This is a genomic window from Vibrio sp. SCSIO 43153, from assembly GCF_023716625.1.
Lineage (GTDB): Bacteria > Pseudomonadota > Gammaproteobacteria > Enterobacterales > Vibrionaceae > Vibrio > Vibrio rotiferianus.
Genome location: NZ_CP071855.1, coordinates 2,646,258 through 2,672,792, shown reverse-complemented (window position 1 = coordinate 2,672,792; position 26,535 = coordinate 2,646,258). Strand labels below are relative to the sequence as shown.

Here is a 26,535-nt window from a genome sequence, read left to right as displayed (position 1 = left end):
CTCACAATCATAGAGAATAAAAAGGTGCCCGCATTTTATGAAGAATTATGAATAGCGAAATTGACCTAAGTTAGGTTTAGCTCAATAAAGTTGAGATTTACCCCTTGAGAGTAAGGGGTAAATCTCAGATTTTGCTGTAGTTGAGATCAGTTCTTATGACGGCGGTTTTGCGCAAACAACTCTTCAACTTCGTGTTTTGGTTGAGGGCGGTAGAAATGGAAGCCTTGAATCGAGTTACACTGCAGGTTCGATAGCAGTGTTGCTTGCTGATGGGTTTCCACACCTTCGGCAACAACCGTCAAATCTAATGATTTACCAAGGTTGATGATGTTCTCAATCACCGTCACCTGTTTCGGTAGGGTATCGATATCGTTGATAAACGCACGGTCGATTTTTAATTCATCGATCGGAAAGCGGGCTAGATAGGAAAGGGAAGAGTAACCAGTACCGAAGTCATCGATAGACAATGCAAAGCCAAGTTTCTTGATCGCATTAAGCATTTGCAAAGTGTGTTCGCTGTCGCTCATTACCGCACTTTCTGTTAGCTCGAAGGTAATGCAGCTTGGGTCAAGTTCGGTAGTGCGCAGTAACTTCTCCATGTAATCGATCAGTTGCGGGTTACCAAATTGCTCTGGAGAGAGGTTGATGGCCACACGGCCCGGTAAGATACCTTGCAGTTTCCAGCGTTTTACCGTGTTAAATACATCACGCATTACCACACGACCAAGGTGCTCAATCAAGCCTGCGCGCTCTGCTACAGGGATAAATGCTCCTGGACTAATGTAGCCTTCGACTGGGTGCTTCCAACGTACGAGTGCTTCTGCGCCGTTAATACTGAAATCACGCGCGTTAACTTTTGGCTGGTACCATACTTCCAAACCGTTTTGCTGCAACGCTTTTTGTAGTTCGATCTCTAACCACAAACGCATGCGTGCTTCTTTGTTCATCTGGTCGTTGAATTTAATCAGACGGTTACGGCCGCGATCTTTTGCTTCGTACATAGCGGTGTCTGCGTTTTGCAGCAGAATACGCGCGTCTTGACCATCTTCTGGGTAACGAACACTACCGATAGAACACGCGAGGCGTTTACTAAAGTGATGCAGATCGAAAGGTTGGTTGATCAGGGAAATAATACGATCAGAGATAATCTCCGCCATTCTTGAGTTTTCAGGCTCAGGAAGGATGATGCCAAACTCGTCACCACCTAAGTGGCCAATGATAGCTTGGTTAGGTAATAAACGTTTTAGTCGGGCTGAAACTTCTTGGATGACTTTATCGCCAATATGATGACCAAGTGAGTCATTGATGTTTTTGAAGTTGTCGATATCAAGATAGAAGACCAAGAGTGGTGTTTGGCTTCTGATTAACTGTTCTAAACGCTTGGTAAAGCCAAATCGGTTATAAAGCTTAGTCAGTGAGTCGATATGTGCGTCTTCAGTACTATTCGATAAATTTTTTGGTGTGTCATCCGCATCTTGAATCAAGATGATTTGAGATTCACTACCAAGAATAGCGGTGACATCAGCATTAAGTTGAACTTTACGTTCAAAGCCACAGCGAGCACTGGTCAGGCAAATAAACGGCTTTTCCGATAACAATGAACTGAGTTTATGACTGAATACTTTCTTACTGTTCTCATCGATAAACAGCCTAGAGAGCTCTTCGCCAAGTAATTCATGTGGTGAGTTCAAGCCAAGCAATCGTGCTGAGGCAGGGTTTGCAGAGATGATGATGTCATCTTCAACCAGCAATAAGCCGTCGGGTAATAACTGAGTCAGCTTACTAAACTTTGTTTCGGACTCTTCAAGAGAGCGAACAAGGATTTGTTTTTCAGAGGTATCGATGGCATGAAAAACAACAAATCGAGTTTGCTTGTCTTCAATAATTGGAGAAATACTGAAATGAAGGCTAGTTTCTAAGTCAGTTTCATCGAGCGTAATTTCTGCCTCAATGTGCTCTCCGCTAAAAGCACGCTGATAGTATGGCTGAAGTTTATGATAAAACTGTTCACCCAATACTTGTTCGTCGGTAAGACCGACAACATCATCGTGTTCTAAACCTGTAATATCGCAATAGCGCTCACTTACCATTCGATAACGATACTCGTTATCTAAGATGGCAAAGAAAAAAGGACTATTTGAGGTGAGCTTTACAAACCAATGTTTTAGGTGCTGCGAAGGCATTATGGGGTTACCGATCTCCAAAGAGCCTGATTATTCTTCCGTGTAATAAAAACGCTGTTTTGATAACTATAACTTTGAATATCCCGTTATTAAAGGGTTTATCAATGTGAGTGCTTCAAATCTCTACGTAAGTTCAAAAAAAGATGGCTTCGCCATGAAAACTGCTTATGAAGCAAACAAACAATTTTTATTGATGCATAACAGGTATAGGTATTACTCTATCGCTTAATATAAGCATTCTCATGACAAAGTAACGGATAATTAGCGTGTTAAACAAGATTCGCAGTCAACTAGTAAAGAACGCAGCATCAATTTTGCGATCTCCAGTCCAGTTATTGCCACAAACTGTTCAGAAAAAAGCCTTATTAGAAGGTTTGAAAATGGTATTCAAAGAAGCTCTAGAAGATGGCGATTTTGAGTTCCTTGAAGATAAGTGGCTGAAAGTTGCGATTAAAGACTTGAACTTAGCATGGTACATCAGCTATCAAGATGAAAAATTGCTGGTGGCAGAGAAACCAGTTCAGGAAGATGTGAGTTTTAGCGGCAACCTTAACGACCTAGTCCTGATTGCTGGCCGCAAAGAAGACCCTGATACACTGTTCTTCCAACGTCGTCTGTCTATTGAGGGCGACACTGAACTTGGCTTAGAAGTTAAGAACCTGATGGATAGTGTTGACTTAGAGCAGCTGCCAAAAGCGATGCAAGTGGCACTGAACCAATTGGCTGACTTTGTTCAGAAAGGGGTTCAAGAACCAGAACAAGAAACTGGAGTAGCGAATGCTTATTCGAACTGAAGCCCCAGCGGACATTCTCACTATTGACCGTTTATTGAAACACGCCTTCCCAACGGATGCAGAGGCTAATTTAGTGATGCGTTTGCGTGAAAACGGCAAGCTCACGTTATCTTTGGTGGCATGCACCGATGAAGGTGAAGTGGTTGGTCACGCTCTGTTTAGCCCTGTGACGTTGAATGGTGAAGATTTGTCGTGGCAAGGTCTTGCGCCTTTGGCTGTGCATGAAGGTTACCGTCGCCAAGGCATTGCAGCCGAGTTGATCAAAGAAGGCTTTGATTCACTACGTGATTTTGGTTACCCAGTGTGTGTGGTGTTGGGCGATCCAGCTTACTACGGGCGTCAAGGCTTTACAGCCAGCGAAGAGATGGGCTTCGATTGTGCATGGGAAGTACCACAAGGTGCATTTCGCGTAGCAGAGCTGGTAGAAGGTCAATGTGATGGACGTTCTGGTCGCATCGATTATTCTCCAGAGTTCTCTGAGCTATAATCGCTAATATTCAACGACAAAGCCCGCTATAAAAAGCGGGCTTTGTTTTAATAAGTAGGTAGGAAGAGTAGATTAATCCTGTTCTTGAACGCGCTTTTTACCCCAAACCTCTATTTTGGCTTTTTTGCTCATGCCCGCAGCATTGAGAGTCATGTTGCCCCAGCTCTTGTATTCCATATCTAGACGTTTGAATTTAGCGTCTTCTGAACCAGGCAGTGTCCAAGCTCGAGTCGACATACCTTTCGTTAGTGTACCGACCATGGTTTTCAACTTTTTCTCGCTGCTATCGGTCATGGTGACTTTCATGTTTTTAATACTCATGGTGCCTTGAGTACATTTGATTTTAATTTTGCTGAACTGACGGTTTTTAAACAGACCATTTGGTTCAACGGTGTCGGTTTCGGTTTGGAAGTTTACGGTCTTTTCGGCGATAAGCTCCCAACCATCATTGTTATCCTTAGCAAAAGTAGTGAAGCTGGTGGTAGCGATAAGTAATGTGATTGCGAGTGATTGGAAAAGCTTCATAACACCTCTGACTTTAAATGCGAAATTTTGATAGGATTGCCTCGTTCAAATAGGTGACAAAAGATGTCAATAAACGAGAAACAGTATTTACACGAGATGGGGATCAGCACATGGGAGCTGAGTCATCCAGAAAGGCTAGAAGGCTATCAAGCGCCATTATTAGATTTGCAAAGTTCATGTAAACTCTTATTGGTATCGCCAATGTGTCCAAAAAATGAGACCGCTTTGATGTTTGAGCGTGTATTGAAGAGCATTAAGCTCACACTCAATGACGCAATGCACATTGAGCCAGAAGGCTTATCTTCTTTAGGTGAACATCAGCTAGAGTGGGTATGGTTTGCGGGTTGTGAGGCTGATGTGAGCATCAATGCCAAGCAACTGGCTTCACCGCTATTACAAGATATTGATGGCAACAACGAACAACGCCGCGCATTGTGGCAACAAATCTGTTCGTACTCTTAACGGAGCTAACGCGTGACAATTGAAATTACGCCGATGGGTGCTGAGCACCTTGACCAAGTCTGGCAAATTGAACAACAAGCCCATTCTCATCCTTGGGCTGAGTCATTGGTTCGAGATTTAACGAGCCGTGGTGCTTGTCACCATGTCATGCTTGAAGGTTCTCAAGTGGTTGGCTACTTCTATGGGCAGAATATTGTTGGAGAGGTGACGCTACTGAACATTGCCGTCTCGCCATCTCACCAAGGCAAAGGGTTAGGGCAAAAATTACTGGATGCGTTTATCGAACACTGCGAGCAAGCCAAAGCAGAAAGTGCTTGGCTGGAGGTACGTGAAAGTAACCACCCGGCAATCCATATTTATGATCAAGCGGGTTTTAATGAAGTGGATCGTCGCTATAACTATTACCCAGCGAAAACTGGTAATGGTAAGGAAGACGCAATAATCATGAGCTATATCTTCTTCAACTAAAAGCTGGCATTTGTCCCACCTGATTCTAAAGCCTTGGTTCATCCAAGGCTTTTATAAACCGTCCTCACACATATTTACTCTCTATCACTACTTTTGTTCGCATTATCCTCAACATAGTTATAGATTTATAAATTATATGAAACACGATCTATAAAGTGTAGGGAGGGAGCGTTGACTAAGTCGTATCCTAGAAAACTCGATACTCCTGTGGCTCAGTTGTTTGATGAGACTAGTCGTGAAGTGGTGCTCAAGGTTTTGATGCTCGTGACATTAGCGACATTTATTCCCCTAGGCGTAAAAAACCTTATCATTGGTGAAACCTTACTCGGGGTTGTTCTATTAAGCTTTCAGCTTAGCTTTGTGGTTGAGTTGGCGTGCCTATTTATGCTGGGTGTGGGAGTAATTGGTCACCGCATCCCTTTATTTTTGCTCTGGTTATCTATTGTCTTAAGTGTGTCTACTTTTGGTGTCATTGCCACTTATTGGGTTTTCCCTGTGATCGTAGCGCTGGTGTTTATTATCCCGACGAAAGATGCACTCGTGACCAATATTTTTATGATTGTAGGTTGCATGGTCGCCACTTGGCAGCAGCTCGAATTGAGCATCATACTACGATTCATCATTGCGTTGATTTGCTGCACGGTTGTTGCTCATGTTGCGGTACACAAAATAGTAGAGCTACAAAACAGCCTAAAATACCTCTCGACACGAGATTCGATGACTGGAGCGCTGAATCGGAGTCAGTTAGAGGCATTTCTATATCGTGCGCTTGATGAGAAAAAGAAGCAGAAAGCGTCAACAATCGCGGTTATCGATATTGATCACTTTAAGCAAGTCAATGACCTTTATGGGCATGACGTTGGAGATGAAGTGATTACAGAGGTTGTCAAAATCCTAAATCAAAACTCCCGCGAGTATGATCTGTTATTCCGATTGGGGGGAGATGAGTTTTTACTGTTGTTTGAAGGGCTTTCTATGCAAAGTGCTCACATCATGATGAACAGCATCTGCGAGAAAGTAAGAACGAAACACTATCCACGTCATGCTCAGGTCTCTCTTAGTGTGGGTATGTCAGAGTGTTTGATTGCTGAAGATACTCCGGATATGTGGGTAAAGCGTGCAGACATTGCATTGTATGATGCGAAACAAAATGGAAGAGATCAGGTAGTCATATCTGCCAATAGAGTCGCGCCGCTAGGTGAGTTAGCATGGAAGGATAAGGTCAATCAGCCTACATCTCTCTGAACTCGTCAGAGGAAAGTTGCCCCTAAAGCAATAATAAGCGAGAATACCGCGCAATATTGAATCGAATAAGGCTTGTTTAAATTTCAAACAAGCTACCAGACATCAAAGAAGATCAGTTTCATGTCAAATACACCTTTTCTAGGCGAAGTTTCTAAGCGCAGAACGTTCGCTATTATTTCTCACCCGGATGCGGGTAAAACCACCATCACTGAAAAAGTACTGTTATTCGGAAACGCGATCCAAAAAGCAGGTACGGTTAAAGGTCGTGGTAACGCGCAGCACGCAAAATCAGACTGGATGGAAATGGAAAAGGAACGTGGTATCTCGGTTACTACTTCTGTAATGCAGTTCCCTTACAATGATTGTTTGGTAAATCTACTTGATACTCCTGGACACGAAGACTTCTCGGAAGATACCTACCGTACTCTAACGGCGGTTGACTCGTGTCTGATGGTTATCGATGCGGCGAAAGGTGTCGAGGATCGTACTCGCAAGCTGATGGAAGTAACGCGCCTGCGTGATACGCCAATCGTAACCTTCATGAACAAACTTGACCGTGATGTTCGTGACCCAATGGAAGTATTGGATGAAGTAGAAAACGAACTTGGCATGATGTGTGCGCCAATTACCTGGCCAATTGGCTGTGGTAAAGAGTTTAAAGGTGTTTACCACATTCACCGTGATGAGACTATTCTGTACGAGTCTGGTCATGGTCACGAAATCCAAGAAGTGCGCATCATCAAAGGTCTGGACAACCCTGAGCTTGATGAGAAAGTCGGTGAGAGCCTAGCAGCAAGTGTGCGTGAAGAGCTTGAACTAGTCATGGGCGCATGTCCTGAGTTTGATCTAGAGCTATTCCTGACCGGCGAACTAACGCCAGTTTACTTTGGTACGGCACTGGGTAACTTTGGTGTTGACCACATGCTAGACGGTCTAACGGAGTGGGCACCTGCACCGAAAACACGTCAAGCGGTTGAGCGTGATGTTGAAGCGACAGAAGACAAATTCTCTGGTTTTGTATTTAAGATCCAAGCAAACATGGATCCAAAGCACCGTGACCGTATCGCCTTCATGCGTATCGTATCGGGTACTTACACGCAAGGCATGAAGATGAACCACGTTCGTCTTGGCAAGCAAGTAAGTATCTCTGATGCGGTAACGTTCATGGCGGGTGACCGTTCTCGTGCAGAACATGCTTACGCCGGTGACATCATTGGTCTACACAACCATGGTACGATCCAAATCGGTGATACTTTTACCCAAGGTGAAGCGCTGAAATTCTCTGGTATTCCAAACTTCGCACCAGAACTGTTCCGTCGTATTCGTCTAAAAGATCCATTGAAGCAGAAGCAGCTTCTAAAAGGTCTGGTTCAGCTGTCTGAAGAAGGTGCGGTACAGGTATTCCGTCCACTGCAAAACAACGACCTGATCGTTGGTGCCGTTGGTGTGCTTCAGTTTGACGTGGTTGTGGCTCGTTTGAAGTCAGAATACAACGTTGAAGCTATCTACGAAGGTGTTAACGTAGCAACAGCACGTTGGGTTGAGTGTGGTGATGCGAAGAAACTGGATGAGTTCCAGCGTAAGAACCAAACGAACCTTGCATTGGACGGTGGCGATAACCTAACGTACATCGCACCAACCATGGTTAACCTAAACCTAGCGCAAGAGCGTTTCCCTGATATCGATTTCCGTGCGACTCGTGAGCACTAATCGAATCTAACGCGCTTTACATCGCGTACTAGATTATAAGCCGCCGTTAGCTATACACTTAGCTAACGGCGGTTTTTTATTTGGCGCAGAAAGAATTCTAAGGGCTAAAAAAGGGTGTGCAATGAACTGGTTTAAAAAAGGACTCAAACGCTACGATGATTGGTGTAAAGAGATGGGGCTGACGCCTGATCAAAAACGCAGTTGTGTGCCGTATAAACAGGACCCTGTTCACGAAAACTCTTCTTCCAATAAAGAAGAGCAAAAGAAGCCAAATAATGAAACTGTTTGATACCCATTGCCACTTTGACTTCGATGTCTTTCAAGAGGATTTTGCTCACCAAGTCGATCTCGCTCGCGAGCAAGGCGTTGAGCGCATCTTGATTCCTTCTGTTGGGCCGAGTAATTGGACTCATATTCAAGCGCTGGCCAATCAATACCCCCATCTTTATTACGCGCTTGGCTTCCATCCTTATTTTCTACAACCAGAGTTTGAGCAGTTTGTTCCGGAACTGGAATCATTACTTTCTTCGTCTAGTCGACAATGTGTTGCGATAGGGGAGTGCGGTCTCGACTTCGCCATCGAAGTGCCGGTTGAATTGCAAGAACGTGCACTTGAGTTGCAATTTGAACTCGCCAGGCGATTTGATTTGCCGGTGATTCTGCACAGCCGTAAAGCGCACAATCGACTTATCCAAATGGTTAAAGCGGCTAAGCTTCCTAAAGGTGGTGTATTGCACGCGTTTTCTGGCAGTTATCAGCAAGCAATGGAATGGGTTCGATTAGGTTTTTTTATCGGTGTTGGCGGCTCCATTACCTACCCAAGAGCGAATAAAACACGCGACGCGATTCAAAGATTATCACTTGAATATCTTGTTTTAGAAACGGACGCTCCGGATATGCCTATACTTGGCTATCAGGGCGAGCCGAATCACCCTACCAAACTCATTCATATATTGAATCAACTCTCAGAGTTGCATAACAGAGAAAAGCAATCGATTGCTGAAAGTCTATGGAAAAATAGCAATTCAGCCTTCTCCATATGTGAATAAAATCTAAAGATGCTGTTCAGAATAGAAAACGTTTTCCTTCTTATTGTGAGATAACTCACAAACACAGGTGAATCAATGATGAATCTTATAAGAAAGTGTGAGGATGGCATTACTTTAATTGATTCTGGATGAGTATAATTGCCCCCGCTTTATAGCTCCATTTTGTAACACGCCAACAAATAACTTATAAGGAAGTCATAAACTATGAGCCTGTTTATGAGCCTAGTCGGTATGGTAGTGCTTCTTGCTATTGCATTTGCATTTTCTAATAACCGTAAAGCTATCAATCTAAGAACTGTGGGTGGCGCATTTGCTATCCAATTCGCATTAGGTGCATTTGTTCTTTATGTACCTTGGGGCCGTGATCTACTGAACGGTTTCTCTACTGGTGTTTCTAACGTTATCAACTACGGTAACAATGGTTCATCATTCCTATTCGGTGGTCTTGTTTCTGACAAGATGTTCGAAGTATTCGGCGGCGGCGGCTTCATCTTCGCATTCCGCGTTCTTCCTACACTGATCTTCTTCTCAGCACTGATTTCAGTTCTTTACTACATTGGCGCAATGCAGTGGGTTATCAAGATTCTTGGTGGTGCACTACAAAAAGCGCTTGGCACTTCTCGCGCGGAATCAATGTCTGCTGCAGCTAACATTTTCGTAGGTCAAACTGAAGCACCTCTAGTTGTTCGTCCATTCGTACCTAAGATGACTCAATCTGAGCTATTCGCGGTAATGTGTGGTGGTCTAGCATCTGTAGCTGGTGGTGTACTAGCAGGTTACGCTTCAATGGGTGTTCCTCTAGAGTACCTAGTAGCAGCATCATTCATGGCAGCACCAGGTGGTCTACTATTCGCTAAGATTCTTCACCCTGAGACTGATAAGCCTCACGAAGACATCGAAGAAGCAATGGACGGTGGCGACGACAAACCAGCTAACGTAATCGACGCAGCAGCGGGCGGTGCGGCTTCTGGTCTACAACTTGCGCTAAACGTTGGTGCAATGCTAATCGCGTTCGTAGGTCTTATTGCTCTTGTTAACGGTATGCTAGGTGGCATCGGTGGTTGGTTCGGTATGCCTGAACTAACACTAGAGCTAATCCTAGGTTACGCATTCTCTCCACTAGCATTCCTAATCGGTGTTCCTTGGAACGAAGCAGTTGTTGCTGGTTCATTCATCGGTCAGAAACTAGTTATCAACGAATTCGTTGCTTACTTGAACTTCACACCTTACCTAGGTGAAAGCGCTCAAGTAGTTGCAGCAACTGGTGAAGTAATGTCTGAGAAGACAACAGCTATCATCTCATTCGCACTATGTGGCTTCGCGAACCTTTCTTCTATCGCGATCCTACTTGGTGGTCTAGGTAGCCTTGCACCAAACCGTCGTTCAGATATCGCTCGCATGGGTATTAAAGCAGTTCTTGCTGGTACGTTGTCTAACCTAATGGCAGCTACTATCGCAGGTTTCTGCCTTAGCCTTGCAGCACTTTAATTAGAATCGGTTCTTAATATATAGACGCCGTTTTAAACCATGCCCTGTAGCAAGAAATTGCTGCGGGGCATTTTTCGTTTTTTGGACCTAAAAAATTCTACCGCACGCAGGTCTACGTGAGTGGCTTACGAAGTTGGTGGAATAGAGGCCGGAAAATTTTGAGATACAAACCGTTTGCGCTCTATTTGGTGCTACAGTTTTGCGGTGAATATCTATAATGTAGTAATCACAGGATAGCGGTTAAGGTTATTACTTAATCACTCCATGAATACTACATACTCGATGGGCAAATGATTTGCCCTCAATATCAAATCTAGCAAGAGTTTTATTGTTTGATGTGATATTAAAGACACCGCAATCATAGATTGTTGTGCCATAGGCCAAACTGGTACTGTGCGGTGACAAGGATAGCAATTGGCATATGAATTATTCGCTGTATATGCCGAGTCTTCAGGGAACCAAGTCCGTTCATTAATAGACTGTTTAGCCAATTTCTCACACTGTCTCGACTTGTTGATTATAGTTAGAGAAGTGATGTGAGGCTGAGTAGTGAATTTTTTGAATATTGATCGGAGATAGAAATGAGCGATTTAAAAGCAGCAGCGCTACGTGCACTAAAACTTATGGACCTAACTACGCTGAATGATGACGACACTGATGCAAAAGTGATCTCACTATGTCATGACGCGAAAACAGCAGTAGGCAACACAGCTGCAATTTGTATTTACCCTCGCTTTATTCCTATTGCTAAGAAGACACTTCGTGAGCAAGGTACGCCAGAAGTTCGTATTGCAACAGTAACGAACTTCCCACACGGTAACGACGATATTGAAATCGCTGTTGCTGAAACTAAAGCGGCTGTCGCTTACGGTGCAGACGAAGTTGACGTTGTTTTCCCATACCGCGCTCTAATGGCGGGTGATGAGAAAGTTGGCTTCGAACTAGTTAAGCAATGTAAAGAAGCTTGTGGTGATATCCTTCTTAAAGTGATCATCGAAACAGGTGAACTAAAAGAAGAAGCGCTAATTAAGAAAGCATCACAAATCTGTATCGAAGCAGGTGCTGACTTCATTAAAACTTCAACTGGTAAAGTGCCAGTAAACGCGACTCCAGAATACGCTCGCATGATGCTTGAAGTTATTCGTGATATGGGTGTTGCAGAAACTGTTGGTTTCAAACCAGCAGGTGGTGTGCGCACTGCTGAAGATGCAGCAGCATACCTAGCAATGGCTGACGAAATCCTAGGTGACAACTGGGTAGATGCTCGTCATTACCGTTTTGGTGCGTCTAGCCTGCTAACAAACCTACTAAATACATTAGAAGTATCGGACGAAGTTGCTGATCCAACAGCTTACTAATTCCAACAATACGTCTGAACGGTAGCACCAGTTTTTGGTGCTACCAAACCTCTTTATCCTACTTTAACCATGGCTCATAACGAGCGTGGGAGGCACTAATGTATTTACCACAAGAAATTATTCGTAAAAAACGTGATGGCGAAGTTTTAACTGCCGACGAAATCAACTTCTTTATTCAAGGCGTAGCAAACAACACAGTATCTGAAGGTCAGATCGCTGCGTTTGCTATGACTATTTTCTTCAATGAGATGACAATGCCTGAGCGTATCGCACTAACGTGTGCAATGCGTGACTCTGGTATGGTTATCGACTGGAGCCACATGAACTTTGGTGGCCCGATTGTTGATAAACACTCTACAGGTGGTGTGGGTGACGTTACTTCACTAATGCTTGGTCCAATGGTGGCAGCATGTGGTGGTTTCGTTCCTATGATCTCTGGCCGTGGTCTGGGCCACACAGGCGGTACGCTGGATAAACTTGAGTCTATCCCTGGCTACAACATCACACCAACTAACGAAGTTTTTGGTGATGTTACTAAAGACGCAGGTGTCGCAATCATCGGCCAAACTGGCGATCTTGCACCAGCTGACAAACGCGTTTACGCAACTCGTGATATCACAGCAACAGTGGATAACATTTCACTGATCACTGCTTCTATTCTATCTAAGAAGCTAGCAGCAGGTCTTGAGTCGCTAGTAATGGACGTAAAAGTAGGTTCTGGCGCATTCATGCCAACTTACGAAGCGTCTGAAGAGCTAGCAAAATCTATCGTTGCAGTAGCAAACGGTGCTGGCACTAAGACTACCGCAATCCTTACGGACATGAACCAAGTATTGGCTTCTTCTGCGGGTAACGCAGTGGAAGTACGCGAAGCGGTTCGCTTCCTAACAGGTGAATACCGTAACCCACGTTTACTTGAAGTAACAATGGCATCATGTGCAGAAATGTTGGTACTTGGCAAACTTGCTGAGAACACAGAAGACGCACGCGCGAAACTGATGGAAGCGCTAGACAACGGTAAAGCGGCTGAGTGCTTCGGTAAGATGGTAGCTGGCCTAGGTGGCCCTGCTGACTTCGTAGAAAACTACGATAATTACCTAGAGAAAGCTGAAATCATCAAGCCTGTATACGCAACAGAAACTGGCGTAGTGTCTGCGATGGATACACGTGCTATCGGTATGGCTGTTGTTTCTATGGGTGGCGGTCGCCGTGTTGCGACAGACGAAATCGACTACGCAGTTGGTTTTGACAACTTCATCCGTTTAGGTGAAGTGGCAGATAGCGATAAGCCTCTTGCTGTTATCCACGCTCGCACAGAAGAGCAGTGGGAAGAAGCAGCAAAAGCACTTCGCAGTGCAATTAAAGTTGGTGGCGAATACACACCAACACCAGAGGTTTACCGCCAAATCCGAGCAGAAGATCTTTAATAAGTAATATTACACAAGGCCTACTCACCATAATAAGAAGCCGAGTGGGCCTAAGGAACGAGCAATGAAAAGAGCATTTATTTTAGTACTAGACTCATTCGGCATCGGCGCAGCAGCAGATGCTGAGCAATTTGGTGATGTAGGTTCAGATACACTTGGTCATATTGCTGACCAATGTGAGCAAGGCTTAGCAAACAACGATCAGCGCCAAGGCGCACTTCGTCTTCCAAACCTATCTAAGTTAGGTCTGGCAATGGCGCATAAAGAGTCTACAGGTCGCTTTGCACCTGGCCTAGACGCAGATGCAGAAATCATCGGTGCTTACGGTCACGCAGCGGAGCTTTCTTCTGGTAAAGACACGCCGTCTGGTCACTGGGAAATCGCTGGTGTACCTGTTCTTTTTGATTGGGGCTACTTCACTGACAAAGCGAACAGCTTCCCGAAAGAGCTGACTGACCGTATTCTTGAACGTGCTGGTCTAGACGGCTTCCTTGGCAACTGCCACGCATCAGGCACACAAGTTCTTGATGATCTTGGTGAAGAGCACATGAAGACTGGCCAGCCAATTTTCTACACGTCTGCTGACTCAGTATTCCAAATCGCATGTCACGAAGAGACATTCGGTCTAGACCGCCTACTAGAGCTTTGCCAAATCGCACGTGAAGAGCTAGAAGATTACAACATCGGTCGTGTTATCGCGCGTCCATTCATCGGTGCTGGTAAAGGTCAATTCGAGCGTACGGGCAACCGTCGTGATCTTTCTGTTGAGCCACCATCAGCAACCGTTCTACAGAAGCTTGTTGAAGAGAAGCAAGGTGATGTGGTTTCTATCGGTAAGATTGCTGATATCTACGCAAACTGCGGCATCACTAAGAAAGTGAAAGCGACTGGTATCCCTGCATTGTTCGAAGCTACGCTAGAGCAAATCAAAGAAGCGGGTGACAACACAATCGTATTCACTAACTTCGTGGACTTCGACTCTGCTTACGGTCACCGCCGTGATGTAGCGGGCTACGCAGCTGCACTTGAGTACTTCGATGGTCGCATTAACGAAGTACTTGAGCTAATGGAAGAAGACGATGTGCTTATCCTAACGGCCGACCACGGTTGTGATCCAACATGGCCAGGTACTGACCATACACGTGAACACATCCCTGTGATTGTTTACGGTAAGAAGGTACCAGCAGGTTCACTAGGCCGTCGTGATAGCTTTGCAGATATCGGTCAAACATTGGCAAGTTACTTCGGTACTTCTCCAATGGATTACGGTAAGAACTTCCTATAATTAGTTAGGTTTGAAAACTAGGAGCATCATGCTCCTAGTTTTATGTTGGCAGCATAAAAATGTTGCTTGTCGGAAATGAGAATATTCTAGCCAAAGCCGCCAGTAGCAGTGCGGATCGCTAGAGACAGGTTAAGGAAAAGAAACATGGCAACTCCACATATCAACGCAGAAAAGGGTGCTTTCGCAGACGTCGTTCTAATGCCGGGTGATCCGCTACGTGCTAAATACATCGCAGAGACTTTCCTTGAAGATGTAGTTCAAGTGTGTGACGTTCGTAATATGTTCGGCTACACCGGTACTTACAAAGGTCGTAAGATCTCGGTAATGGGCCACGGTATGGGTATCCCATCATGTTCAATCTACGTTACTGAGCTGATCAAAGACTTCGGTGTAAAGAAAGTGATTCGTGTAGGTAGTTGTGGTGCGGTAAACGAAGACATCAAAGTGCGTGATGTTGTGATTGGCATGGGTGCTTGTACGGACTCTAAAGTTAACCGTATCCGCTTTAAAGGTCATGACTTCGCTGCTATCGCTGACTACAAAATGGTTCGCGCAGCAGAAGAAGCAGCAAAAGCACGCGGTGTAGACGTAAAAGTAGGTAACCTATTCTCTGCAGAGCTATTCTACACACCTGATCCAGAAATGTTCGAAGTAATGGACAAGTACGGCATTGTGGGTGTTGAAATGGAAGCGGCTGGTATCTACGGTGTTGCAGCTGAGTACGGTGCAAAAGCGCTGACTATTTGTACTGTTTCTGACCATATCAAAACTGGCGAGCAAACCACATCTGAAGAGCGTCAAACTACGTTCAATGACATGATGATCATTGCACTTGATTCCGTTCTATTAGGTGATGAAGAGTAATCTTCTTGCTGTAAATTATAAAAGCAAACAGTCCGCATCATGCGGGCTGTTTTATTTTCTGAATTCGCTTTTCGAATTACTTGGTCAGCAGCAGGTTTTCCCCTTTCTTACGGCGGATTGTCTGTCGACGTAAAATCATAATAAATAGCATTCCACCCACAAAACTCATGAGTATCATCATGTACATGTAGCGATCACTTTTACGATAGTGGTGGTCAGATATTGCGGTAACACGTCCTGTTTCAAAGGTGACGCGCACAAATCCAATAAGTGCATTGTCAGCGTATACAGGTTCCACCAACTGCTGACGACCAATAGAGGCTGTGGCCAGTGGTGTGTCCAGTCCTAACACCTCACGTACAGATAGCGCCTTTTCGCTGGAAGCTAAGCGAATACCTTCAGCGTCATAAATAGTGGCATCAAAAACTAAACGATCTTGTGCTAATTGATTGGTGAGCTTTAGTAAGCGTTCTTGATCTTTGTTAATGATCATTTCACTCGCCGACAGGGAAGCTTGTGAGATCAATACCTTCGTGAGTGTCTCTAGTTGCTGGGCCTGAATTTTCTCATTACCTTTACTGATTACGACACTGTTTTTGATGGTGATAAAAAACATCACACATAACAAAATCAGTGCGAGTATTCGCAAGGCATTTCTTACCGAGAATAAGGATTCACTCATAGCTATTACTCATCCGTTCAACATAAAACAAAGACTTGCCTTTTTAGATTGTTAGGGTAACGTTTTAGCAAAGTCATAAGGGATTATATACATGGACGCGTCAAAAAGCTTGCCTATCAGAAGGCATACGACTCTTTTAAAACGACTACCTGAAACTCGCTTTGCTACACAGCTCGATAAAGCTAAGGCGAATTGGATTGTGTTTGGTGAACATCTTGAGCCCCGCAATTTTGAAGATATCGATTTCTATACAGGCTTCTACAACCCAATTTTAGATACGTGGAAAGTCGGTCAGTATGAAGTGGCATTAATGGCGGGCAACCTTACACCAGAGCATGAAACCATACTACAAAGCTTAAAGCTGGATTACGCTTCATTAAATGAAGTGCCGGATCTATCTGCACCAGGGTTGGTCGTGTTTGATATGGACTCAACGGCAATTCAAATAGAGTGTATTGATGAAATTGCTAAACTTGCTGGTGTGGGCGAAGAAGTCGCAGAAGTGACTGAGCGTGCTATGCAAGGTGAATTGGATTTTGAACAAAGTTTGCGTCAGCGTGTGGGTAAGTTAAAAGGTGCTGATGAATCGATTTTAGAGCAGGTGCGTAGCCAACTGCCATTTATGCCAGATTTCGAGGCCTTGATTACTACCTTTAATGCATTGGGCTGGAAGACTGCCATTGCCTCAGGTGGCTTTACCTATTTCTCCGACTTTATCAAAGACAAGGTTCGCTTAGATTTTGCTCAGTCTAATCAGTTGGAAATTATTGATGGTAAGCTGACTGGCGAAGTTTTGGGTGATGTCGTTTCTGCACAAACCAAAGCCGACATTTTGGTCGAGCTTGCAGAAGAGTACGAGATTGAGCAACACAATACCGTCGCAGTCGGTGACGGTGCAAATGATTTGGTGATGATGGCTGCGGCAGGCCTTGGGGTTGCTTATCACGCCAAACCTAAGGTTGAAGAACAAGCGCAAACCGCAGTGCGATTCGCAGGTCTTGGCGGTGTACTGTGTATTCTTTCTGGGGTGTTGGTTAAACAACAGAAAATCAGCTGGAAAGCGAAACCTTAATTGGATCTTCTTCCAAATAAAGAAACACCGCCAGATGGCGGTGTTTCTTTATTGTGTTAACTCCAATCGAATGAGAACTTCTTCAGTGATGTCTTCTAATTCGATATAACCAACGAGTGCAGTGAGTTCTTTCTCTAGCTTGCTTGCTTGATGAACGCCAAATTGAGTTAAGTCACTCAAATCTTTTTCCAGTAATGAAGTCATTGCATCAAAAATCGGTGCGCTGGAGATTCTAACCGCAAGAAACTCTCCCGCCATACGTGCTTTCTTGATGAACATTATTCGTTCTTTTATGCTGGAAAATTCACCGTGAAGCTTTGACTGAATGCCAGTAATTTTTTTACCGGTGTACTCAACCCTAATATAAGCGTCATGATGTTTGGCCTGAGCGCCATCGATACGCTTGATAGGCTCTGCGATTAATGTGCTGGAACGACCTTTAAACAGCGGCTCAAGAGAGTAATGCTGTTTGTGTCCTAGACGAGCGAACAGTTCGACGTGTTTCGGTAATGGGAAGTTCACTCCCATTACGGGTGTTTTTATTGTCGATGAGCTTTGCTTGCTGACAAATATTGGTGTACTCACAATTCGCGAAAGCAAAACACAATGCAGCCGCTCTAATAACGCATTGCTTGGTAATAGTTCTTTTTGTGGTATCAGCTTATCTTGATTGTGTTCGATAATACTGTTGAGGAATGCGATAACTTTGATCGTCTTACTATTCTCATCGATAACTAATTGAACGCCTTTGCCATCAGGGCTAACACGAATGACGCGATAGGGAACCTCACTGAGTGGAAGCTTTTTATCGTAGAGTTGCAGCTCTCTAAAATTGACTCTTACCTCTTGGCCAGAACGTAATGGCGTTGGTGTATCAAGGATTAGCCCAAGTCCTCTCTTCGATAGGTCTAATGTATAGCCTGATGACTGTATTTTGTCTGAGGCTGTTAACACTAATGGTGTCTTAAAGCGATACCTTGGTTCTTTGCGTCGAGAGCGTGCGTCGAAGTAGATGCCTTTCGGATTGCCAACCACTTTTCTTGGGTGGCGGAAATTATTCAAGGTATTTGCTGGCAAGCGAGGTTTTTCAGTAAGTAAGTAATCTGCTCCGGCATTGAAATCGGATATCTCTTGTAAGATGCCGACGTGGGAGAGCGACTCCGAGCTGTTGGCTAGCTCTGTTGAAAAAGCAGCTAGATCTTCTTTTTCTTTTTTCGATAGTTCAAAGATTGAAATGCGAAATGCTTTCCAACTTTTCCTACGCGCGCCTAGATGCCAGAAAAGCTGCCTTTGCTCTCGAGTTGCCTCTGGCATGAGCATTGAGTAGAAGTAAACCTTGCCTTCGTGTTCATGAGTGAAAGAATAGAGTACGTTACTTGCACCTTTCACTCCGGCTTTTATAAGGCTTGCCACCCTTTGAGGGTTAAATAGCGCACCAAGGCTTTGTTGGTTTCGTTCATCATGCCAGTATTGCCACAACTTCTGATTATTTGGTGTTAGCATCGCAAGCTTTAACTTACTGCCTTCAAAAAACAGCGGCAAATTACCAGTGTGCTTTAAGGCGATGTGCTCGTATCCCCTTGTCCTTGCTCGAATAATCTTGTCTTGATTATCGTGCCTTGCTCTTTTTGACGCGCTGTTTAGTGCTTCATCAATCACACGTGCGATGATGTTGGTATCAGTAAGACGTAACGTTCTTAGATATTTTACAGAGTCATTCTCATAGCAATCATCCACTGCTAAGACTCGATACTCAAGAGGCTTTTCTATACCTGTAACTTGAGATTTCCCTGCAATTTCACTGAAGGTAACTTGGATGATTTCACCAAGTGCGTACTTAAAAGCACTTGGTACTTTAAATTTTGCCCCTGAGCTTGAGAGATCAATGCTTAGCCCGTGTAGAACTTGACCTTTTGCTAACTTTATCTCTACTTGTGATTGTACTCTCAATCGCTTTTCTTGGCGCTTTAGATCATAACCAAGATGCACTGGTTCAGAAAGGAACGGACTCTTAGGATCAGTGAGTAGGGTTGCTTGATTAGCAGCATTTGAGTTCCCCATAACTCGAAAATTGTTCCGAGTGTTGACTAAGGTTTCCCAAACACCTTCTGTATAGCCACCAAACCTTTTGATGTTTTTGTGGTAAGCATTAAAGGCAACGTCGTCTAACCAGTGTGCAATGCCATCTAAAACATACTCTCGGCATTCTCCTTTTACTCGCCCACGTAAATCAATACTTTTTGTGCAAGGAGTCATGATGCGCTTTAGTTCCATCTTAACCAAGATTTTGGCTGAAGGCGCTTCTCCCTCAGTTAATTGACCTAAAACGAAGTCAAAGTCGTTCGAGCCATAAACAGGGATGAGTCTTTCTGCTAAAGAGAGTATTTCAGATTGCTGCATTATTTCTGTTAAAGTATGTCGTTATTTAGATTATATCGGCTAAGCAAAGCGAAACTTAAGTATATCAATACTTCGTGTCATATAAGGTATGACATGGCGGTGCTTGGTCACATTTGTTGAAGAAACCGAGTGTTGAAAAAATCGAGGCATCATGGCGAAAGCAAAACGAGCGTATGTTTGTAATGATTGTGGCGCAGACTTCCCGCGTTGGCAGGGACAGTGTAATGCGTGTGGTGCGTGGAATACGATTACCGAAGTTCGTATCGCGGCATCTCCGACAGTTGCGCGCAATGAACGCTTGAGTGGTTATGCTGGTTCAGCAACAGAATCGAAAGTTCAAACCTTATCGGAAATCGACTTACAAGAAGTACCAAGGTTTACTAGTGGTTTTAAAGAGCTCGATCGTGTGCTTGGTGGTGGCGTTGTTCCTGGTGCTGCAATTCTGATTGGTGGTAACCCTGGTGCGGGTAAATCGACATTGCTGCTGCAAACTATGTGTTTGTTGTCTGCGCAAATGCCAACACTCTACGTCACTGGTGAGGAATCACTTCAGCAAGTCGCGATGCGCGCTTCTCGTCTTGGTTTACCAAAAGAGCATCTTAAGATGCTGTCTGAAACCAACGTTGATAAAATTTGCCAGATCGCTGAGAAAGAACAGCCGCGCATTATGGTTATTGACTCGATTCAAGTCATGCATGTGTCTGACGTTCAGTCTTCACCGGGCAGTGTGGCGCAGGTGCGTGAATCGGCAACGGCATTAACGAGGTATGCGAAGCAAAACAACGTTGCAGTATTTATTGTTGGTCATGTAACAAAAGATGGTACTCTTGCCGGCCCGAAAGTGCTTGAGCATATTATTGACTGTTCAGTACTACTCGATGGTGGTACTGATAGCCGCTTCCGTACTTTACGCAGCCACAAAAACCGTTTTGGTGCTGTGAACGAACTTGGCGTCTTTGCTATGACGGGACAGGGGCTGAAAGAGGTTAATAATCCTTCGGCAATCTTCCTATCCCGTGGTGAAGAAGAGACATCTGGTTCTTCTGTGATGGTGGTTTGGGAAGGTACACGCCCTCTATTAGTAGAGATTCAAGCGTTGGTCGACTACTCACAATTGGCAAACCCACGTCGTGTAGCGGTAGGTTTAGAACAGAACCGCCTTTCTCTATTATTAGCAGTGCTGCATAAGCACGGTGGTCTACAAATGGCAGACCAAGATGTGTTTGTGAATGTAGTTGGTGGTGTGAAAGTCACAGAGACCAGTGCAGACCTTGCTTTAGTTATGGCGCTTTTATCAAGCTTTCGTGACCGACCATTGCCGAAAGATGTCGTCGTGTTTGGAGAAGTTGGCTTGGCGGGTGAGATTCGACCTGTACCAAGTGGCCAAGAGCGTCTGAATGAAGCATTCAAGCACGGCTTTAAGAAAGCGATCGTACCAGCTGCGAATATGCCAAAGGGCGGTATTCCTGGTATGCAAATCCATGGTGTAAAAAAACTATCGGAGGCTATTGAAGCATTTGATGAGTTGTAAACACTATCTTGTGCCCCAATTTTAGGGGTAATAATAATGTTGAATCTATCCTTAATATAATCGAATTAAGCACACAAATTGCGAAGTTTGACTATTATTTGATGGTGGAAAATCGACGTTAAAATTTTTTTTGTTCCAATGGCACGCAAAGGTATCCGTCTTGACAGATTGTGATATACTCTGCGCGCACTTTATACCTTATTAACAGAGTAAGACAATGACTGATTTATCAAAATACAGAAACATTGGTATTTTCGCGCACGTTGATGCGGGTAAAACTACCACAACTGAGCGTATCCTGAAGCTTACTGGTAAAATCCATAAGACTGGTGAAGTACACGACGGCGAGTCTACAACTGACTTCATGGAGCAAGAAGCTGAGCGTGGTATTACAATCCAGTCTGCAGCAGTAACTTGTGAGTGGAACGGTCACCGCCTGAACGTAATCGACACTCCTGGACACGTAGACTTTACAGTTGAAGTATACCGTTCACTTAAAGTTCTTGACGGTGGTATCGGTGTATTCTGTGGTTCTGGTGGTGTTGAGCCTCAGTCAGAAACAAACTGGCGTTACGCGAACGACTCAGAAGTTGCTCGTCTGATCTTCGTAAACAAACTAGACCGTATGGGTGCAGACTTCTTCCGCGTTGTTGACCAAGTTAAGAACGTACTAGGTGCAAACCCACTAGTTATGACTCTACCTATCGGTCGTGAAGACGATTTCGTTGGTGTTGTAGACGTACTAAACCGTAAAGCTTACGTTTGGGATGACACAGGTCTACCAGAAAACTACGAAATTCAAGACGTTCCAGCTGACATGGTTGACGACGTAGAACAGTACCGTGAAGAGCTAGTTGAAACTGCTGTAGAGCAAGACGACGACCTAATGGAAGCTTACATGGAAGGCGAAGAGCCGACTATCGATCAACTAAAAGCTTGTATCCGTAAAGGTACTCGTGATCTAGCGTTCTTCCCAACGTTCTGTGGTTCTGCATTCAAAAACAAAGGCATGCAACTTATCCTTGACGCTGTTGTAGATTACCTACCAGCTCCAACTGAAGTTGATCCTCAACCTCTAACAGATCCAGAAACTGGTGAGCCGACAGGTGAAGTTGCTACAGTTGACGCTGACGCGCCACTAAAAGCACTTGCGTTCAAGATCATGGACGACCGTTTCGGTGCTCTAACATTTATCCGTATCTACTCTGGTCGCATGAAGAAGGGTGACACAATCCTTAACTCTGCAACTGGTAAGACTGAGCGTATCGGTCGTATGTGTGAGATGCAAGCTGACGAACGTAACGAACTTACAGAAGCTCAAGCTGGTGACATCATCGCTGTAGTAGGTATGAAGAACGTTCAAACTGGTCACACTTTATGTGATCCTAAGCACGAATGTACTCTAGAAGCTATGATCTTCCCAGAACCAGTAATCTCTATTGCTGTTTCTCCAAAAGACAAAGGTTCTACTGAGAAAATGGGTATCGCGATCGGTAAAATGGTTGCAGAAGATCCATCATTCCAAGTTGAGACTGATGAAGATTCAGGTGAAACTATCCTGAAAGGTATGGGTGAACTTCACCTAGACATCAAGGTAGACATCCTTAAGCGTACTTACGGCGTTGAGCTAGAAGTAGGTGCTCCACAGGTAGCTTACCGTGAAACTATCACTCAAGCAGTTGAAGATAGCTACACGCACAAGAAGCAGTCTGGTGGTTCTGGTCAGTTCGGTAAGATCGACTACCGTATCAAACCAGGTGAGCCAAACTCTGGCTTCACGTTCAAGTCAACAGTTGTTGGTGGTAACGTACCTAAAGAATTCTGGCCTGCAGTTGAGAAAGGCTTTGCGTCAATGATGGATACTGGTGTTCTAGCTGGCTTCCCAACTCTAGACGTTGAAGTTGAACTATTCGACGGTGGTTTCCACGCAGTTGACTCATCAGCAATCGCTTACGAAATCGCAGCTAAAGGTGCATTCCGTCAGTCTATGCCTAAAGCTGGCGCGCAACTTCTTGAGCCAATCATGAACGTTGACGTGTTCACTCCAGAAGACAACGTTGGTGACGTAATCGGTGACCTTAACCGTCGTCGTGGTATGATCAAAGACCAACAAGCTGGTACTACTGGCGTTCGTATTAAAGCAGACGTTCCTCTATCAGAAATGTTTGGTTACATCGGTCACCTACGTACTATCACTTCTGGTCGTGGTCAGTTCTCTATGGAGTTCGCACGCTACGCAGCTTGTCCAGCAAACGTTGCTGAGCAAGTAATCGCAGAAGTTAAAGAGCGCGAAGCTAAGAAGTAATTCTTAATTTAACTCTTTAAGATCTCAAAGCCCCGCCTTGTGCGGGGCTTTTTAATATCTGTCGGTAAACCGATCTATAGGGCTTTCCAACATCTATTACTGACTTTACTTTTCTTTTAATTGAATCGTTTTAAAATCACGAACGGTACTGCGTTCAAATTCAGCAATCTCTTCTTTTATCCACTGACTAAATAGCTGCGTTTTTTGACGCTTTAAATACCCCGTTGGCGCACAAAGGTAATAGGCATATTTGGGTTGAATTCCCACGTCGCCAATTCGAACCAGTTTACCTTCTTGAATATAACGATACGCCAAACTGTGTTTAACCAAAGCGACGCCTTGTAGAGAAAGTGCACCTTCCAGAACTAAATGCGAACCACTGTATTTTAGGGTCGGCTTCGCTGCTTTATGGCCCAGCGTTTCAAGCCACAAATTCCAATCCAGATCGGGCCATAAATCTTCAATTAACTCCGCTTTCTCCAAGTCTTCTATATGGTAGATATTGTGTTCTTTCTGATAAACCGGATGGCAAGCAGGGTAGAAGACCTCATCCATTAGCCACTGTGACTCAAGGTGCGGATAATTGCCATGCCCATAGCGAACGCAAAGGTCAATTTGACTGTCTTGGAATGACACCAGCTCGTTCGTTGGTTCCATTAACAAGGAGATATCTGGATGACGTTGCCGAAACGCTGTGATTCTTGGTACTAACCAGTGGTGGGCAAAAGAGGGCAATGTTGAGATGGAGAGGTGATTTGGGTTGGGATCTTGGTTAATCAAACGCACACCTTGTTGGAGGTGATCGAACCCTCGCTCAGCTTGGGTAAATAGCAAACTCCCCTCTGGAGTGAGGAGAATCTTTCGATGTTGGCGCACAAACAAATCGGTACCAAGAAACTCTTCTAGTTGACGTATCTGCTGGCTAATCGCGGCTGGGGTAATAAACAAGTGCCTTGCTGCCGCTTTAAAGCTGCCCTCCTTTGCAGCGATGTAGAAGTAGTACAGCCCTTGTAGCGGAGGCATACGCTCTTTCACATTAGTTTTCCTTAACTCAATGTCAGATTCTATCGTTTGAGAATAACAGGGTAGTCACTGATTATTAAGAGGTCAATGTGAATCAAAAGGAGGAGATATGAACAATACCGTGCAAACTTGTGGGCGATTAGCCTCGAAGCCACAACAACGTTTGGTTCAGTTTATCTTTTCTAAACTCTCTATTTGGAGAAAGAACCACCGAACACGGCGTCATCTCGCAGAGCTGCCAGAACATCTTTTGGATGACATTGGTTATAGTGAAAGAGAAGTGCGAAAGGAAATTAATAAACCGTTTTGGCGTGAGTGATTGGGTTGAGAAATAAAAACGCTCCCTAACTGGGAGCGTTTGACAAGACAGTGTAGGGTGATGAATTGATTACAGGTCTTCTTCCCACACAACCATTTCACCTTTTGGCCAGTTGTGACCAATTTCATGATATTTCTGCTCTAGGACATGACGCTTGATCTTCAAGGTCGGAGTCAGAATACCATTTTCGATGCTCCACGGGTCTTGAATCATCAATACCCCTTTGATTTGCTCGTGTGATTCCAGCTCTTCGTTCATACGAGCGATCACTTTGCGAGTCGTTCGTGCGTAACGTTCTTTGTCGAAGTCCGGGAAGTCGTGTGGCACAACCAACAAGATAGGTCCTGGTAAGCCTAGGCCAATCAAACACATCATTTCGACACGGCTGTATTCGAACAGTTTCTTCTCAATAGGAACTGGCGCAACGAATTTACCTTTTGAAGTTTTAAAGGTGTCCTTCTTACGACCTTGGATAGTCAGGTAACCGTCCGCATCGATTGAGCCAATATCCCCCGTGTGCAACCACCCTTCGGAGTCAAACGACTCTTGCGTAGCAATGTCGTTCTTGTAGTAGCCAGAGAACAAGCCTTTACCGCGAACCATGATTTCATCATCGTCAGCAATTTTAAGTTCAATACCTGGACCGGCATTACCCACTGAGCCAATCTTATCGGCACGGAAAGGGTAGTTTAGTGTGCTGTAGGCGAAAGACTCCGTCATGCCCCAAGCTTCCGTGATATTCAAGCCTATGCTGCGGTACCACTCCAACAAAGCTGGTGACACGGGCGCAGAACCACAACCAAGAACACGTGCTTGATCTAAACCAAGGCCATCTGCCAGTTTCTTTTTGATAAGTGAGTTAACAAACGGGATCTTTAACAGAATGTTGAGCTTTTTCGGCGGAAGTTTGTCTTGAATGCGTTGCTGGAACAAGGTCCATAAACGAGGTACCGAAATAAACAGTGTCGGTCGATGCATTTTCACATCTTCGATAAAGGTATCGAGAGACTCTGGGAAAGCGGTGGTAACACCACCCATGATGGAGGAGCCGAAGATGTATACACGCTCGGTAATATGAGCAAGTGGCAAATAAGAGAACAAACGGTCGTTTTCTTGAATGCCAATATGATTAATCAACTGTTGAACAGACCAACTAAACGCGCCGTAAGTGAGCATTGCACCTTTCGGCAGCCCTGAGGTACCGGAAGTATAAACCAACGACATTAGCTTATCGTCAGTGTGTTGAGGGCGCTCTTCACTTGGCATTACATTGGCGATCAGTTCCTTGTACTGATATTGGCAATTAGGTGCAGTGTCATAAGGTAGCGCAATACTAATTAAATCTGGAATTGCATTAATGACTTGCTGCGTTGCGGCTGGATCGTCTAACTTACCGCCGATCAAAGCTTTACTTTCACTGTGGGTAATACAGTACTCGATAGTATCCGCACCAGCTGTCGGGAAAATTGGCACACTAACATAGTCACCAAGCATCATCGCAAGATCGCAGATAAACCATTCGGCACAGTTTTTGGAGACTAATGCCACTTTGTCCCCAGGCTTTACTCCGAGGCTTCGTAGTGCAGACACAAGTTTTAGCGCTTGTTCAGCAACTTCGGCATAAGTGAACTCAACAAACTGTCTGTTGATGATTTGCTTTAGATAGACTTCGTTTGGGCGTTCCTTTGCCCATTTGAGAATCATTTCATTTGGTGGCGGGAGAGCGCAGCCAGTAGCGACTTTAGGGTTAGGCTGATTCATGTTAAGTGACTCCATGTCTTTTACTTGTACTTATAGTTGTTAAAACATTGTTAACTTTAGCATGTTCAATCCACATCAGTGAGTATCATTGCTCATT

The 26,535-nt window shown here is 44.5% G+C and carries 23 protein-coding genes; 17 read left to right on the top strand and 6 right to left on the bottom strand.

What is annotated here, in order from left to right:
• Positions 1-146: 146 nt before the first annotated feature.
• A complete protein-coding gene (locus J4N37_RS12745) occupies positions 147-2,183 on the bottom strand; it encodes a sensor domain-containing protein (protein WP_010450043.1) in 2,037 nt (678 codons plus the stop codon).
• Between the two features lie 266 nt (positions 2,184-2,449).
• On the opposite strand from J4N37_RS12745, the gene ubiT reads away from it, so the two are divergent.
• Both ubiT and J4N37_RS12735 read left to right on the top strand, forming a co-directional pair.
• On the top strand, positions 2,450-2,977 hold the full coding sequence (gene ubiT / locus J4N37_RS12740) for a ubiquinone anaerobic biosynthesis accessory factor UbiT (protein ID WP_010450041.1): 528 nt from the start codon (positions 2,450-2,452) through the stop codon (positions 2,975-2,977).
• Positions 2,961-3,464, top strand: a complete 504-nt coding sequence (locus J4N37_RS12735; protein WP_252041112.1) for a GNAT family N-acetyltransferase — start codon at positions 2,961-2,963, stop codon at positions 3,462-3,464. Before ubiT ends, J4N37_RS12735 begins: the two co-directional genes overlap by 17 nt.
• 72 nt (positions 3,465-3,536) lie before the next feature.
• Here J4N37_RS12735 and J4N37_RS12730 read toward each other — a convergent pair whose 3' ends face one another.
• Positions 3,537-3,989: a DUF2541 family protein gene (locus J4N37_RS12730; protein WP_252041110.1), complete on the bottom strand. Its 453-nt coding sequence runs from the start codon at positions 3,987-3,989 to the stop codon at positions 3,537-3,539.
• A 63-nt stretch (positions 3,990-4,052) separates the two neighbouring features.
• Between J4N37_RS12730 and J4N37_RS12725 the strand changes: the two genes are divergently transcribed.
• The 11 genes from J4N37_RS12725 (at position 4,053) to deoD (ending at position 15,345) form a co-directional block, all read left to right on the top strand.
• Positions 4,053-4,451 (top strand): DNA polymerase III subunit psi, encoded by a 399-nt coding sequence (locus J4N37_RS12725; protein ID WP_182026939.1) that lies wholly within the window; start codon positions 4,053-4,055, stop codon positions 4,449-4,451.
• Positions 4,452-4,463: 12 nt separating this feature from the next.
• Positions 4,464-4,919, top strand: coding sequence for a ribosomal protein S18-alanine N-acetyltransferase (rimI, locus tag J4N37_RS12720; protein ID WP_252041108.1), 456 nt, complete (start codon positions 4,464-4,466; stop codon positions 4,917-4,919).
• A 171-nt stretch (positions 4,920-5,090) separates the two neighbouring features.
• On the top strand, positions 5,091-6,164 hold the full coding sequence (locus J4N37_RS12715) for a GGDEF domain-containing protein (protein WP_071235328.1): 1,074 nt from the start codon (positions 5,091-5,093) through the stop codon (positions 6,162-6,164).
• 120 nt (positions 6,165-6,284) lie between these two features.
• Positions 6,285-7,874, top strand: coding sequence for a peptide chain release factor 3 (gene prfC / locus J4N37_RS12710; protein ID WP_010450029.1), 1,590 nt, complete (start codon positions 6,285-6,287; stop codon positions 7,872-7,874).
• Positions 7,875-7,995: 121 nt separating this feature from the next.
• A complete protein-coding gene (locus J4N37_RS12705; RefSeq protein ID WP_010450027.1) occupies positions 7,996-8,163 on the top strand; it encodes a DUF5363 family protein in 168 nt (55 codons plus the stop codon).
• Positions 8,150-8,923 carry a TatD family hydrolase gene (locus J4N37_RS12700; protein WP_252041106.1) on the top strand — a complete coding sequence of 258 codons (774 nt, stop codon included), beginning with the start codon at positions 8,150-8,152 and terminating at the stop codon, positions 8,921-8,923. Before J4N37_RS12705 ends, J4N37_RS12700 begins: the two co-directional genes overlap by 14 nt.
• Before the next feature lie 204 nt (positions 8,924-9,127).
• Positions 9,128-10,411, top strand: a complete 1,284-nt coding sequence (locus tag J4N37_RS12695) for a NupC/NupG family nucleoside CNT transporter (protein ID WP_010450023.1) — start codon at positions 9,128-9,130, stop codon at positions 10,409-10,411.
• A gap of 581 nt (positions 10,412-10,992) precedes the next feature.
• Positions 10,993-11,769 (top strand): deoxyribose-phosphate aldolase, encoded by a 777-nt coding sequence (deoC, locus tag J4N37_RS12690; RefSeq protein WP_045393953.1) that lies wholly within the window; start codon positions 10,993-10,995, stop codon positions 11,767-11,769.
• Between the two features lie 98 nt (positions 11,770-11,867).
• The gene (gene deoA / locus J4N37_RS12685; RefSeq protein ID WP_010450019.1) at positions 11,868-13,196 is read left to right on the top strand and encodes a thymidine phosphorylase; all 1,329 of its coding nucleotides are present in this window, start codon (positions 11,868-11,870) and stop codon (positions 13,194-13,196) included.
• Positions 13,197-13,260: 64 nt separating this feature from the next.
• Complete coding sequence (locus J4N37_RS12680) at positions 13,261-14,481, top strand: phosphopentomutase (protein ID WP_010450017.1); 1,221 nt, start codon at positions 13,261-13,263, stop codon at positions 14,479-14,481.
• Between the two features lie 144 nt (positions 14,482-14,625).
• Entirely contained in the window at positions 14,626-15,345 is a 720-nt protein-coding gene (gene deoD, locus J4N37_RS12675) for a purine-nucleoside phosphorylase (RefSeq protein ID WP_038883842.1), read from the top strand.
• Between the two features lie 76 nt (positions 15,346-15,421).
• On the opposite strand, the gene J4N37_RS12670 is transcribed toward deoD, so the two are convergent.
• The gene (locus tag J4N37_RS12670) at positions 15,422-16,027 is read right to left on the bottom strand and encodes a YtjB family periplasmic protein (protein ID WP_029561031.1); all 606 of its coding nucleotides are present in this window, start codon (positions 16,025-16,027) and stop codon (positions 15,422-15,424) included.
• Between the two features lie 91 nt (positions 16,028-16,118).
• Here J4N37_RS12670 and serB point away from each other — a divergent pair, with 91 nt between their 5' ends.
• Complete coding sequence (serB, locus tag J4N37_RS12665) at positions 16,119-17,099, top strand: phosphoserine phosphatase (RefSeq protein WP_252041104.1); 981 nt, start codon at positions 16,119-16,121, stop codon at positions 17,097-17,099.
• 48 nt (positions 17,100-17,147) lie between these two features.
• Here serB and J4N37_RS12660 read toward each other — a convergent pair whose 3' ends face one another.
• Positions 17,148-19,499, bottom strand: a complete 2,352-nt coding sequence (locus J4N37_RS12660) for a PilZ domain-containing protein (RefSeq protein WP_171357076.1) — start codon at positions 19,497-19,499, stop codon at positions 17,148-17,150.
• A 151-nt stretch (positions 19,500-19,650) separates the two neighbouring features.
• Between J4N37_RS12660 and radA the strand changes: the two genes are divergently transcribed.
• Both radA and fusA read left to right on the top strand, forming a co-directional pair.
• The gene (gene radA / locus J4N37_RS12655) at positions 19,651-21,030 is read left to right on the top strand and encodes a DNA repair protein RadA (RefSeq protein WP_005439523.1); all 1,380 of its coding nucleotides are present in this window, start codon (positions 19,651-19,653) and stop codon (positions 21,028-21,030) included.
• Between the two features lie 217 nt (positions 21,031-21,247).
• On the top strand, positions 21,248-23,335 hold the full coding sequence (gene fusA, locus J4N37_RS12650) for an elongation factor G (RefSeq protein ID WP_010450004.1): 2,088 nt from the start codon (positions 21,248-21,250) through the stop codon (positions 23,333-23,335).
• 105 nt (positions 23,336-23,440) lie between these two features.
• On the opposite strand, the gene J4N37_RS12645 is transcribed toward fusA, so the two are convergent.
• The gene (locus tag J4N37_RS12645; RefSeq protein WP_010450001.1) at positions 23,441-24,370 is read right to left on the bottom strand and encodes a LysR substrate-binding domain-containing protein; all 930 of its coding nucleotides are present in this window, start codon (positions 24,368-24,370) and stop codon (positions 23,441-23,443) included.
• 97 nt (positions 24,371-24,467) lie between these two features.
• Between J4N37_RS12645 and J4N37_RS25205 the strand changes: the two genes are divergently transcribed.
• Positions 24,468-24,677, top strand: coding sequence for a DUF1127 domain-containing protein (locus J4N37_RS25205; protein ID WP_045393964.1), 210 nt, complete (start codon positions 24,468-24,470; stop codon positions 24,675-24,677).
• A gap of 69 nt (positions 24,678-24,746) precedes the next feature.
• Here the strand turns inward: J4N37_RS25205 and J4N37_RS12640 are convergent, their stop codons facing one another.
• A complete protein-coding gene (locus J4N37_RS12640; RefSeq protein WP_045393967.1) occupies positions 24,747-26,438 on the bottom strand; it encodes an AMP-binding protein in 1,692 nt (563 codons plus the stop codon).
• Positions 26,439-26,535 lie beyond the last annotated feature (97 nt).

Excerpts from the sequence above, each read along its gene's own strand:
- J4N37_RS12745 (WP_010450043.1), bottom strand. The coding sequence starts at position 2,183 with ATGCCTTCGCAGCACCTAAAACATTGGTTTGTAAAGCTCACCTCAAAT.
- J4N37_RS12735 (WP_252041112.1), top strand. The coding sequence starts at position 2,961 with ATGCTTATTCGAACTGAAGCCCCAGCGGACATTCTCACTATTGACCGT.
- J4N37_RS12730 (WP_252041110.1), bottom strand. The coding sequence starts at position 3,989 with ATGAAGCTTTTCCAATCACTCGCAATCACATTACTTATCGCTACCACC.
- J4N37_RS12725 (WP_182026939.1), top strand. The coding sequence starts at position 4,053 with ATGTCAATAAACGAGAAACAGTATTTACACGAGATGGGGATCAGCACA.
- prfC (WP_010450029.1), top strand. The coding sequence starts at position 6,285 with ATGTCAAATACACCTTTTCTAGGCGAAGTTTCTAAGCGCAGAACGTTC.
- J4N37_RS12705 (WP_010450027.1), top strand. The coding sequence starts at position 7,996 with ATGAACTGGTTTAAAAAAGGACTCAAACGCTACGATGATTGGTGTAAA.
- J4N37_RS12700 (WP_252041106.1), top strand. The coding sequence starts at position 8,150 with ATGAAACTGTTTGATACCCATTGCCACTTTGACTTCGATGTCTTTCAA.
- J4N37_RS12695 (WP_010450023.1), top strand. The coding sequence starts at position 9,128 with ATGAGCCTGTTTATGAGCCTAGTCGGTATGGTAGTGCTTCTTGCTATT.
- deoC (WP_045393953.1), top strand. The coding sequence starts at position 10,993 with ATGAGCGATTTAAAAGCAGCAGCGCTACGTGCACTAAAACTTATGGAC.
- deoA (WP_010450019.1), top strand. The coding sequence starts at position 11,868 with ATGTATTTACCACAAGAAATTATTCGTAAAAAACGTGATGGCGAAGTT.
- J4N37_RS12680 (WP_010450017.1), top strand. The coding sequence starts at position 13,261 with ATGAAAAGAGCATTTATTTTAGTACTAGACTCATTCGGCATCGGCGCA.
- deoD (WP_038883842.1), top strand. The coding sequence starts at position 14,626 with ATGGCAACTCCACATATCAACGCAGAAAAGGGTGCTTTCGCAGACGTC.
- J4N37_RS12670 (WP_029561031.1), bottom strand. The coding sequence starts at position 16,027 with ATGAGTGAATCCTTATTCTCGGTAAGAAATGCCTTGCGAATACTCGCA.
- serB (WP_252041104.1), top strand. The coding sequence starts at position 16,119 with ATGGACGCGTCAAAAAGCTTGCCTATCAGAAGGCATACGACTCTTTTA.
- J4N37_RS12660 (WP_171357076.1), bottom strand. The coding sequence starts at position 19,499 with ATGCAGCAATCTGAAATACTCTCTTTAGCAGAAAGACTCATCCCTGTT.
- radA (WP_005439523.1), top strand. The coding sequence starts at position 19,651 with ATGGCGAAAGCAAAACGAGCGTATGTTTGTAATGATTGTGGCGCAGAC.
- fusA (WP_010450004.1), top strand. The coding sequence starts at position 21,248 with ATGACTGATTTATCAAAATACAGAAACATTGGTATTTTCGCGCACGTT.
- J4N37_RS25205 (WP_045393964.1), top strand. The coding sequence starts at position 24,468 with ATGAACAATACCGTGCAAACTTGTGGGCGATTAGCCTCGAAGCCACAA.
- J4N37_RS12640 (WP_045393967.1), bottom strand. The coding sequence starts at position 26,438 with ATGAATCAGCCTAACCCTAAAGTCGCTACTGGCTGCGCTCTCCCGCCA.